Source organism: Kribbella sp. VKM Ac-2569 (assembly GCF_004216905.1).
Lineage (GTDB): Bacteria > Actinomycetota > Actinomycetes > Propionibacteriales > Kribbellaceae > Kribbella.
The window spans coordinates 134,435-145,337 of record NZ_SGXJ01000004.1; the positions used below are offsets into that span (position 1 = coordinate 134,435).

11 protein-coding genes are annotated in these 10,903 nt (G+C 68.1%); 3 read left to right on the forward strand and 8 right to left on the reverse strand.

The annotated features are described in order from the left end of the window. Positions 1-9 precede the first annotated feature (9 nt). Positions 10-1,479, reverse strand: coding sequence for a M12 family metallo-peptidase (locus tag EV649_RS27080; protein ID WP_130386436.1), 1,470 nt, complete (start codon positions 1,477-1,479; stop codon positions 10-12). Positions 1,480-1,627: 148 nt separating this feature from the next. On the opposite strand from EV649_RS27080, the gene EV649_RS27085 reads away from it, so the two are divergent. Continuing rightward, the gene (locus tag EV649_RS27085) at positions 1,628-2,089 is read left to right on the forward strand and encodes a YciI family protein (protein WP_130386437.1); all 462 of its coding nucleotides are present in this window, start codon (positions 1,628-1,630) and stop codon (positions 2,087-2,089) included. Here the strand turns inward: EV649_RS27085 and EV649_RS27090 are convergent. Genes EV649_RS27090 through EV649_RS27100 form a run of 3 tightly spaced genes read right to left on the reverse strand, consistent with a single transcriptional unit; the run spans position 2,071 to position 4,432 of the window. After that, positions 2,071-3,177, reverse strand: a complete 1,107-nt coding sequence (locus EV649_RS27090) for a zinc-dependent alcohol dehydrogenase family protein (RefSeq protein WP_130386438.1) — start codon at positions 3,175-3,177, stop codon at positions 2,071-2,073. The two genes, EV649_RS27085 and EV649_RS27090, sit on opposite strands and share 19 nt — an antisense overlap. Beyond that, positions 3,174-3,590, reverse strand: coding sequence for a thioesterase family protein (locus EV649_RS27095; RefSeq protein WP_130386439.1), 417 nt, complete (start codon positions 3,588-3,590; stop codon positions 3,174-3,176). Before EV649_RS27095 ends, EV649_RS27090 begins: the two co-directional genes overlap by 4 nt. Next, positions 3,587-4,432, reverse strand: a complete 846-nt coding sequence (locus EV649_RS27100; RefSeq protein ID WP_241998720.1) for an SAM-dependent methyltransferase — start codon at positions 4,430-4,432, stop codon at positions 3,587-3,589. Before EV649_RS27100 ends, EV649_RS27095 begins: the two co-directional genes overlap by 4 nt. A 187-nt stretch (positions 4,433-4,619) precedes the next feature. Between EV649_RS27100 and EV649_RS27105 the strand changes: the two genes are divergently transcribed. Further along, positions 4,620-5,099, forward strand: coding sequence for a DUF4188 domain-containing protein (locus EV649_RS27105; protein ID WP_130386440.1), 480 nt, complete (start codon positions 4,620-4,622; stop codon positions 5,097-5,099). Between the two features lie 225 nt (positions 5,100-5,324). Continuing rightward, on the forward strand, positions 5,325-6,665 hold the full coding sequence (locus EV649_RS27110; protein ID WP_241998867.1) for an MFS transporter: 1,341 nt from the start codon (positions 5,325-5,327) through the stop codon (positions 6,663-6,665). On the opposite strand, the gene EV649_RS27115 is transcribed toward EV649_RS27110, so the two are convergent. The 4 genes from EV649_RS27115 to EV649_RS27130 all read right to left on the reverse strand — a co-directional run bounded on the left by EV649_RS27115 (position 6,567) and on the right by EV649_RS27130 (position 10,856). Then, positions 6,567-7,754, reverse strand: a complete 1,188-nt coding sequence (locus EV649_RS27115) for an ABC transporter permease (RefSeq protein ID WP_241998722.1) — start codon at positions 7,752-7,754, stop codon at positions 6,567-6,569. The two genes, EV649_RS27110 and EV649_RS27115, sit on opposite strands and share 99 nt — an antisense overlap. Before the next feature lie 74 nt (positions 7,755-7,828). Further along, positions 7,829-8,518 (reverse strand): ABC transporter ATP-binding protein, encoded by a 690-nt coding sequence (locus tag EV649_RS27120; RefSeq protein ID WP_130386443.1) that lies wholly within the window; start codon positions 8,516-8,518, stop codon positions 7,829-7,831. Next, the gene (locus EV649_RS27125; protein WP_130386444.1) at positions 8,515-9,810 is read right to left on the reverse strand and encodes a peptidoglycan-binding protein; all 1,296 of its coding nucleotides are present in this window, start codon (positions 9,808-9,810) and stop codon (positions 8,515-8,517) included. The genes EV649_RS27120 and EV649_RS27125 overlap by 4 nt, the downstream gene beginning before the upstream one ends. Next, positions 9,807-10,856, reverse strand: coding sequence for a hypothetical protein (locus EV649_RS27130; RefSeq protein ID WP_130386445.1), 1,050 nt, complete (start codon positions 10,854-10,856; stop codon positions 9,807-9,809). The genes EV649_RS27125 and EV649_RS27130 overlap by 4 nt, the downstream gene beginning before the upstream one ends. Between the last annotated feature and the right edge of the window lie 47 nt (positions 10,857-10,903).

Here is a 10,903-nt window from a genome sequence, read left to right on the forward strand (position 1 = left end):
AGAGAGGTGTCAGCCGGCGGTGACGCGGACGGTGTAGGCGCCGCGGCTGCCGTACGTCGAGTAGCCGGTGTTCAGCGGGCTGCCGTACCCGGTGTTCTCGATCCGGAGGTAGTAGCGGCCGGCCGTGACCTGGCGGCTGAGGCTCGCGCTCAGCCCGGTCGGGGTGGCCGAGTTGGACTGCCCGGCGGCCGGGTCCGCGGTGGCGACGACACCACCCGACGAGTTCAGCAACTGGAGCTTGATGTCCAGGTCCGCACCGGACGCGGCTGCGGCGGCTGAGAAGTTGAAGGTGCCGGCCGCGAGGTCGATCCGGAAGGTGTCGACGTCGGAGTCGTTGGCGTACACACCCTTCACGCTCGTCCCGAGCGTCAACGCGGTGGCATCCGACGTGCCGTTGCCGTGGTCGTCGGCCCGCAGCGCCAGCCCGTTCTGGCCGACCACCGCGAAGTCGTCTTCCTTGTTGTTCGCGCCGGTGTACTCGCCCTTGCTCCACTGGCTGATCGCCTTCGAGTACCCGACGCCCATGATCGGCGCCCAGGCGCCGTGGCCGGAGTAGTACCCGACGGACGCGGTGCCGTCATGCGAGAGGCCGACGTTGTGGCCCGCCTCGTGCGACGCGGCCTCGGCGATGTTCTTCGCACCCGTCCCGACGCCCTTGGTGAAGACCAGAGCGGGCTGATAGTACGAGTGGTTGCTGGTGTTGTCGTACACCCCGACGTACGCGACCCCGCCGCAACCGCAGCCGGACTGGTACCAGGTGGTTGGGTCGATCAGCACCCGCGTCCCGTACTGCAGGTCGGACGCACCGGATCGCGTGATCGCCGCCGCGGTCGGCTGCTGCGTCGTCACGTCCACATCGAACGGCGCGTAGTCCTCCGCGACGCGAGCCCAGACATCGCGTACGACGTCCTGCTCCGCCGTACTCCAATTACTGGTGTTCCCGTCGGTGTCGTACGGCGTGACGTTCACGGTGGACGGCTTGCCGTTGGTGTTCCACGCCGTACCGGTGATCGTGTGGCCGTCGAAGTCCAGGTAGATCACCCGGTTCGACCCGGGCTTGCTGTGGAGCTCGAACGCCGGACCGGTCGCGGCGGCGACCGCCTGCGTGGCCCAGCGGGGAGATGCGGCGGCTCCGGTCTTCCGCTCGGTGGCGGTGGCGACCGGCTCGCGGTAGAACAGCTTGCCGCCGCGGTCCAGCCAGGCGGTGCGGTCGCTCGCCAGGATCTGCCGCAGGTGGTCTGTGGACAACTTGTTCTGGTCGGCGATCTCGGCGAGCCGGGACTGGACGCGGCCGAGTGCGGCCTTGCCCTGCAGCTCCTGGCCGAGCAGTTGGTCGATGGGGAGCGGAGCAGGCTGCTGGGCGTCGGCCTGGTTACCGACAACGACGGCCAGGGCTCCGAAAACGACAGCGCCGGCACAGGCGAGGCCTGCGATGCGGCGGGTCTTGGGGCGGGTACGAGGGCGGGGGCGGTTTGGCATGGGGCGGGAACTCCTCAGGTACTCCGGCGTGCCTCACTTGACATACTCACGAGCGGTGTACGCGAACTCGCTGTGCGTAGCCTGCCCGAAAGCCCACTCCGCTGTATAGATTCGTCTCGGGATTTAACGTCAACTTGGGAGGGTCCCGATGCGCTTCATGATGGTTTTCAAGGCCAGCGAAGAGTCCGAGGCAGGACAGCCGCCGAGCGAGGAGGGCCTGACCGCGATGGGCCTGGTGATGGCCGAGATGGCGGAGAAGGGCGTTCTGCTCGCGGGCGACGGGCTGCTGCCGAGCTCGCACGGCTTCCGGCTGCAGCTGGACGACGGTAAGCGCCGGGTGGTCGACGGTCCGTTCACCGAGACCAAGGAGCTGATCGCCGGGTTCTGCCTGATCGAGGTCGCGTCCCGCGAGGAGGCGGCCGAGTGGGGCTGGCGCTGTATCGCGGCGGACGCCCGCGGCACCGACGACCCCGAGAACTCCGGGCTGCTGGAGATCCGGCCGGTTCCCACCGCCGAATTCTTCGGTGACAACTACACGGACGAGGCCCGGGAACGCAACGACCAGACGTTCCAGAAGGCCGCCGAGAACCTTCAGAAGAGCAACACCTGACGGATCGACGCGCCGGCGGCCAGGTCGTCGAAGGCCTGATTGAGGTCATCGAGCCCGACCGTCGCGGTCAGCAGCCGGTCGACGGGTAGGCGGCCGGCTCGGTACAGAGCGACGTACCGCGGGATGTCGCGGGACGGCACCGACGAGCCGAGGTACGAGCCCTTCACCGTGCGCTCCTCCGCGACCAGGCTGACCGCCGGCACGCTGAACGTCTGCGACGGATGCGGCAGTCCGACGGTGACCGTGGTCCCGCCGCGGCGCGTCGCGGCATACGCTTGCTCGAGGACTTTCGCGCTCCCGACCGTCTCGAACGCGTAGTCGGCGCCGCCGGCCGTCGCTTCACGTACCTGTTCGATCGCGTCAGAGGAACGGGCGTCCACGGTCGCGGTGGCACCCAGCTCCTGAGCGAGAGCGAGCTTCGACGGTACGACGTCCACGGCGACGATCGGATGCGCTCCGACGAGAACGGTGCCGAGCAGCGCGGAGAGGCCGACACCGCCGAGTCCGAAGACCACCGCGCTGCGTCCGGCCCGGACCTGTGCCGTGTTCACCACCGCGCCGACGCCGGTCATCACAGCGCAACCGAAGAGCGCGGCGATCTCTGGCGGGAGCAACGGATCGATCTTCACGGCCGAACGCGCGGAGATCACCGCATGATCCGCGAACCCGGAAACGCCTAGATGATGGTGTACGCCGTGGAGGCGGTGGGTGCCGCTCAGCAGCGTGCCGGCTGCGTTGGCGGCCGCGCCTGGTTCACACAACGCTGCTCGGCCCTCAGCACAAGGACCGCAACCACCACACGCGGGCACAAAAGCACAAGCAACCACGTCGCCGACTGCAAACCCCGCGGCCTCGGACGCGACCACCTCACCGGTGGCCTCGTGACCGAGGAGCATCGGCATCACGCGCGGCCGCGACCCGTCGATCACCGACAGGTCCGAGTGACACAATCCGGCCGCGCGGATCCGGACGAGCAACTCCCCCGGACCTGGTGGCGCGAGCTCCAGCTCTTCCACGTGCAGCGGCCGCGACTCGGCGTACGGCGCCGGCAGGCCCATCTCCCGCAGTACGGCGCCGCGCACGATCATCCCGTGATCCCCTCGAGTGCCGCGCGAATCTCATCCGGTACCGGGACCGGGACGAGGTCCTGCCGTCCGACGAAGACGTGCACGAACCGGCCGGTCGCGGCCGGTTCGTCCGAGCCCTCACGGAACAAGGCGATTTCGTAGCGCACGCTGGAGTTGCCCAGCTGCCCGCACCGCAACCCGGCGTCGACGACGCCCGGGAACTCGAGCGGTTGCTTGAACGTGCACTGCGAGTCCACGCACAACCCGATCACGTCGCCGCGATGGATGTCGAGCCCACCGAGGCGGATCAGGAAGTCGTTGATCACGGTGTCGAAGAAGCTGTAGTACTCGACGTTGTTGACGTGCCCGTAGACGTCGTTGTCCTTCCACCGCAGCGTGATCGCGAGGTGGTGCGGGTACGCGCTGCGGATCACGGCTTGCGGCCGACACCCACCCACAGGCTGCACATGATGTCGGTGAACTCGCCCTTGTCGACGAGACGCTGCGTCTCCTCGTCGGGGTACCAGCGGAACGGCGAGACGACGCCGGGCTCGACCAGCTCGGTGCCCTCGAAGAACTCGGTGACCTCTTCCTTGCTGCGGACCTGCGCGTCGCCGCCGTCGGCCTTGTAGACGACCATCGCCCGCTCCCACAGCTCCGGCGCGAAGTCCGGGGTGCAGTGCGAGAAGATCAGCAGCGAGCCGGAGGCGAGCGGCTCGACCAGCTGACGGACCAGGTCGTACGGCTTCAGGGCGTCCGGCAGGTAGTGGAAGACGCCGACGATGCTCAGCGCGACCGGCTTGCTGAAGTCGATCAGTTCCTTGACCTCGTCGGACTGCAGGATCGCCTGCGGGTCGGTGACGTCGGCCTCGAGGTACGCCGTCCTGCCCTCCGGCTTGCTCACCAGCAGCGCCCGGGAGTGCGCGAGCACGATCGGGTCGTTGTCGGCGTACACCACGTGCGCCGCCGGGGTGATCTCCTGGACGACCTCGTGCAGGTTCGGGCTGGTCGGGATGCCGGTGCCGACATCGAGGAACTGCGTGATTCCCTGCTCGGCGGCGTACTTCGCGGCGCGGTGCATCCACATCCGGTTCGACAGGGCGGCGGTGCGGAAGCCCGGGAACGCCTGCAGCAAGTGCTCGGCGGCCTGCCTGTCGATCGCGAAGTTGTCCTTCCCGCCAAGGAAGTAGTCGTACACCCGGGCGCCGTGCGGCCGGTCGAGCTTCAACTGCTCGTACATCCGCGGGTCGACGTCGGCATCCTGCGATTCAGCCATGAAATTCCCATCCGCGCTGCGGCTCAGAACTGAGTAGCCATCGTAACCGGTGCACAACGGACTGTGACACCGGGCAGAAAAACACTACCGCTCCAGAGCGTCCATGCCACCAGCTCCGGCGCGTCCGCCCCTGGCCTTTACAGAGGATTGAATTCCCGCCCTCGTTCTGCCGTGGTGGACTGTCTGCATGGGTGAGGTGATTGCGGGGCGGCAGACGGCGGCGTACGACGGGGAGGTAGTCGTGTTCCTGATCGGGATGCGGGTCAACTCGCTGACCAAGGTGCGCGAGTGGATGCCGGTATTCCGTGCGATGGGGCCGATGCTGCGGGAACTGATGAAGGACAAGGAGAGCGGGCTGCTCGGGTTCCGGACGCTGCCGACGTGGCGTGGGATCACGCTGATCCAGTACTGGGAGTCGGTGGAGAAGCTCCAGGCGTTCGCGAACGACACCGGCCGCACGCACCGGCCCGCCTGGGTCGAGTACTTCCGCAACTCGTTCAAGAGCGGCGCGGTCGGCATCTGGCACGAGACGTACGTCGTACCGGCCGGCAACACCGAGACCATCTACGGCAACATGCCCCTCCTCGGCCTCGGCAAGGTCACCGGCGTCGAGCCGGTCGGCAAACGCGGAGACACCGCCGCTGAACGCCTGCATCAAGCGGACTAGACGGATCTCCAGCCCATCACAATCAGCCCCAGTGCAGACCGCATCCCAACTCGCCCCGGCGCCACATTTGCTGGGTCCACCACCGAAATGAGGGGTTTGTGACCCTGAGTCAGGGTCACAGACCCCTCATTTGCCTGGTTGACCCAGCAATTTGCCTGGTCAACCCAGCAAATGCGGCTTGGCCGGGGCGTCGGGGGCTGCGGTTAGAGTGCAGTCGTGCGGTTCATGCGGGATCTGCGGACGTTGTTGCGACGGCGCGATTTCCGGCGGTTGTTCGCGGTTCGGCTGACGTCTCAGTGTGGGGACGGGGTCTTCCAGGTCGCGCTGGCGTCGTACGTGCTGTTCTCGCCGGAACGGGCGCCGGACGCCGCGGCGATCGCCGGCTTGTTCGCGGTCTCGCTGCTGCCGTACTCGATCCTCGGACCGTTCACCGGCGTACTGCTGGACCGCTGGTCGCGCCGCCAGATCCTGTTCGCCGCGAACCTGACCCGGGCCGCGCTCGTCATCGGCGTCGGCGCGATCGTCGCGGCCGGCAACGCGGGCGCACTGTTCTACCTCGCCGTACTCCTCACCCTCGGCGTCAACCGCTTCCTGCTCTCCGGCCTCTCCGCCGGTCTCCCGCATGTGGTCGAGCGCGACGAACTGGTGATGGCGAACGCCGTCACCCCGACCTCCGGTACGGCGTCCTTCCTGATCGGCGGTGGGATCGGCGCCGGGGTGAAGCTGCTCGTCGACTCCGACCTGGTCGTCCTCGGGCTGACCGTCGTCATCTACACGGCCGCCGCTCTCCTCGCCCTCCGACTGCGGCGCGACCAGCTCGGCCCAGACCTGAACGGTGACGAGCCCGGCATCGCCGAGGCACTCCGCACGATCGCGTCCGGTCTCGTCGACGGCGGCCGGCACCTCCGGGAGCGCCGGCAGGCCGCGCTCGGTCTCGCCGCGATCGGATCGCTGCGGTTCCTCTTCGGGCTGATGACAGTCGCGATGATCCTGCTGTACCGCAACTATTTCTACGGTCCCGGCCAGCTGGATCAAGCGTTCGGTGGGCTCGCGATCGCAACCGGTGCGGTCGGTGCCGGGTTGTTCGTCGCCGCGCTGGTCACGCCGTGGGGCACTCGGGTGATGGCGCTGCGGCAATGGATCACGCTGCTGTTCGCGGCCGCGGCGGTGGTGAGCGCCGTACCGATCGGGCTCTACACCAAGCCGGCGATGGTGGTCGGCGGGTTCCTGACCGGGTTCTGCGCGCAGGGCATCAAGATCAGCGTCGACACCCTCGTGCAGACGGGTGTCGACGACGTGTACCGCGGCCGGGTGTTCTCGCTGTACGACATGATCTTCAACGTCGGGCAGGTCTCCGCGGCCGCACTCGGCGCGGCGATCCTGCCCGACAGCGGGAAGTCCTACCCGGTGCTGGCGCTGATCGTGGTCGGCTTCGCCGTGAGCTCCCTGGTGTACGGGCGTCTCAGTTCACGTGCCGCGCAACGCGGTGATCGGCTGGATGGCGGAGGCTTTCCAGGCGGGATAGGTGCCGGCGACCAGACCGATGAACGCACCCAGCAGGGGTGAACCGAACGCCAGCCGGTTGTCCAGGATCGGCGTCCAGTCGCGGACCCAGGACACGCCGACGGTCAGGATGACGCCGACCGCCGTACCGAGCAGTCCGCCGAGGAAACCGACGATCACGCTCTCCACCAGGAACTGCACCGCGATGTGTCTTCGGGCCGCGCCGAGTGCTCTGCGCAGACCGATCTCCGAGATGCGTTCCAGGACCGACAGCAGCGTGACGTTCGCGATGCCGAGTCCGCCGACCAGGAGCGCGACCGCACCGAGCAGCAGGAACAACGCGTTCAGGTCGGACTCCACACCCTTGCGTACGGCGCCCTGCTTCGGCGGAGCGTCCACGGTCAAGGTGCTCGGGTTGTTCGGCTCGATCGCGATCGGGGCCTGCTCCGCGATCAGTTGCGCGGCGCCGACCGCCGTACGGATCTCGACCGCGTCCGGCGACTCGAGCTTGTAGGCCTGCTTCGCCGTACCGTTCGGCATGATCACCGCGTCGTTCAGGTCGGCGCGGCCGGTGACCGAGTCGAGGATGCCGATCACCGTGTAGGCCTCGTCGCCGATGAACACGGCCGGTTGCGAGTCGACCCGGTTGATACCGAGCCGCTCCGCCGCATGTTTGCCCAGGACAACGACCTTGTCGGCACGCTGGTCGTGACCGTCGTCGAAGAACCGGCCGGTTTTGAGCACCGCGCGTACGGCGTCCCAGAGACCGGAGGATCCGGCCATCACCTGGAGAGCCTTGCCCTCACCGCCGTCCAGGCCGGTCACGTTCTCGACCAGGTCGTCACCGATCTCCAGGCTGCTGACGGTCCCGACCGCTTCCACGCCGTTCAGCCGCTTGATCCGGTCCGGCGCGTCCCAGGGCAGTTGCGTCGCCGCCTCCCCTTCCTGCCCACCTTTGTCGTCCGGCTGTACCACGACCCTCGTCGCTGCGGCCAGGTCGAACCGCTGCGTGATCTGCCCGGCCGCGGTCTGCCCGAGCCCGACCGTTCCCACCAGCGCAGCGACTCCGAGCACGGTGCCGAGCGTGGTGAGAATCAGTCGGGTCGGACGGGCGGCGACACCGGCCAGCGCCTCGTCGAGCAGGTCCCGCACAGCGGGACGAGATCTGAGCCGGCGTCGCCGGGAGGTGGACGGCCCGCCGGTCGGGTCCGGGGGGCCTGCTTGGGTTACCACTTGAGGGTTCCGTCGACGATGCGGACCTGGCGTTGCGCCCGGCGGCTCACGTTGTCGTCGTGGGTGATGACGGCCAGCGTCATGCCCTCGGAGTGCAGTTCGTCGAACACCTGCAGAATCGCCTCCGCGTTCGCACTGTCCAGGTTTCCGGTCGGTTCGTCCGCGAGCAGCAGACTGGGTTCCGCGACGAGCGCCCGCGCGATCGCGACCCGCTGCCGCTCACCACCGGAGAGCGTGGTCGGCGCGAACTCCATCCGGTGCGACAGCCCAACCCGATCCAGCGCCACCCGCGCCCGCGCCATCCGTTGCCGTCGCGGCACTCCGACGTACACCATCGAGAGCGCCACGTTCTCCAGGACGGTGCGATGGTCGAGCAGATGGAACGACTGGAACACGAACCCGATCCGCTCCCCCCGCAGTACGGCGCGCCGACGCTCGCGCAGGCTCATCGTGTCCACGCCGTCGAGCCGGTAGACCCCACCCGTTGGGTTGTCCAACAACCCGAGCAGGTGCAGCAACGTCGACTTCCCGGACCCGGACGGCCCGACGATCGACAGGTACTCCCCCTGCCCGATGATCAGGTCGATCCCGTTGATCGCCTGTACTTCGGGCGGCCCCGGAAAGAACCGCCGTACGCCGATCATCTCGACGACCGGCGCCGGCAACGCAACCGCGGTACTCATCGCCCGACCACCACCTGGTCGCCGTCGGACAACTTCGCGTCGCCCTTCGGCGTGACCTGCGCGAACCCGTCCGCGGTCAGCCCGACCGTGACCGGGATCAGCTCAACCTTCCCGTTCCGCAGGACCTCGACCCGCGAGGCGCCATCGGATCCGGACGACAGGGCAGCCACCGGTACGGCGAGCACCTTGCCGCTGGTGCTCTTGATCGGGATCGTCACCCGCACGTTCGCGTCCCGCAGCAGGGCCAACTGGCTCGCCGTCAACGCGTTCGGCGCGACCACCACGTCGTACTGGTTCCCGTTCTTCGTGACTCGGCGGACCTTTCCGGCGACGGACACGCTGTCACCGAGATCGAGCGTCGCCGCCATGCCGGCCTTCAGCCGCTGAGCGGTCTCCGCGTCGACCTTGACGGTGACGACCAGCGACGCACCGCTGGCCGACATCACCACGCCGTTCACCGTTCCGCCGCGCTCGACCTTCACGTCGTCGACGCGGCGCGGCAGCGTCTTCACGTAGACCACTTCGGATACCGGCAGCGGCGTACCGGCCTTGAACTCGGCCTCGTTCTGCGCTTCCTGCGCGTCTGCGAGGTTCTCTTCCGCGTCGTCCACAGCACCTTGCTGCACCGACGTGTCTTTCGCCTTCGCATCCTTGGCGGCCTTGAGCTGCGACTGGGCCTGACGGAGTTGCTTCTTCGCCGCGTCGACCTGCTTCTTCGACTGGTCGACGGCCTGCGTGAACTTCTCGTCCGGCTCGGGAGCTTCGTACCCGGCGTTCTCGTACAGCTCCTCCACCGCGGCCGACGTGTCCAGCGTGTACTCGTCGTCGACCGTCCCCGGGTCGTACCCGAGCCGATCGAGCGTCTGCTCCAACTGCAGCACGTCCGGACCCTTGGACCCCGGCGAGAGCGTCCGATACATCGGCAGTACGCCGGCCAGACCGATCACCGGCCGCCCGGTGATCTCGAGCAGCGCCTTGCCCTCGATGATCGTCGACCCGACCGCCGGCACCTTCCCGGTGACGATCGGCGGTGTCGTCAGCCCGCTGGTCTCGACCCGGATGTTCACCGCGCCGTCGAACGACGCGTCACCCCGGCCGACCACCTTGCTGGACAGCGCCTTCTTCGCCACCGGCACGGTGATCTGGGACGCCTTCGGTGCCGCGGTCTTCGCGGCCGCGTCCTCCGGTGAGCTGATCCGGCTGCCCGCGGCGACCCCGACTCCGAGCGAGACGGTGGCGACCGCGGACACCCCGACCAGCACCCGGCGGCGGGACTTGGGCGAAGCGGTCACCGGTTCGCCGTCTCGTCGCGGTACGCCTCGAGCTCGACCTTGTGCTGGTCGACGAACTCCTTCTCGGCGGCGTACTGCACCTTCTTGTACGCGTCGTCGTACCCACTGGCCTTGCACTTCTGGTCCGCCACCGCGAGGGCGATCTCGGACTTGCGCAGCTCGGAAAGCTTCGCCGAGTCGACCTTGTCGAACGACGGCGGGCCGGTGACCGTCTTGGACGGACCACCCTTCGTGGGCGGCTTGTTCCCTGTCAGCGTGTCGAGTTTCTGCTGGATCTGCTCCCGCGGGTCGTCGACCTTCTTGAATCCGGAATGCCCGGCGTCGGCCATGCAGTCGGTCCAGGCGCTGGTGGCGTCCACCACGCGCTGGTCGGTGTCGATCCGCTTCTGCAGCGCCTGGATGTCCTTGAACAGGCTGTCGAACTTCTTGAAGTCCATGCCGCGGTCCTCGCCGTACACCTGCTTGACCGCCTTGCCGCGACAGCCGAGATCCTGCTGACCGCTCGAGCTCGGGCCGTCCTTGCCGCCCTCGATCACGACGGCGCCGTTCCCGTTCGCGTTCGGCCCGTTGAGCGCCTTGTCGTACGCCTTCTGCGCGGCTGCCGACAAGGCGCTCCGGATCTTGGTGTTCGGGTTCGAGTCGTCGTCTGCGCCGGCCTTGGACCAGTCGATCGTGCTGACGCCGTACCCGTACTGCTCGGCGAACTTGTCCGGTGGCAGGCTGAACGCCTCCGCGAACTTGCTCTTCGCGTTCTGCTCCGGCGGTACGGCGACATACTCGAAGCCGGCCGTCTTCATGCAGGCGGCGGTGGCGTCTTCGACCTTGCGCTGCTTGGCCAGATCCTCCTCGCTCGGTTGCTGAGCGCCCCCGGCCCGCACCGCCATCTTGAACCCGCCGCCGGACGAACTGACGAAGCCGTCGCCCATGTACTCCGCGAGCGGACTCTTGTCGCTCTGCTGATCGGACGCGACCGGCGCCTTGTCGTTCCCGCAGGCAGCCAGCGCCAGAACCGCCATCATCGCGAGCGCTGTTCGTGAGGTCTTCATGGCAGTGGAGCGTGCCGCCGCGGCCGTGAAGAACCTGTGAAGGTCCC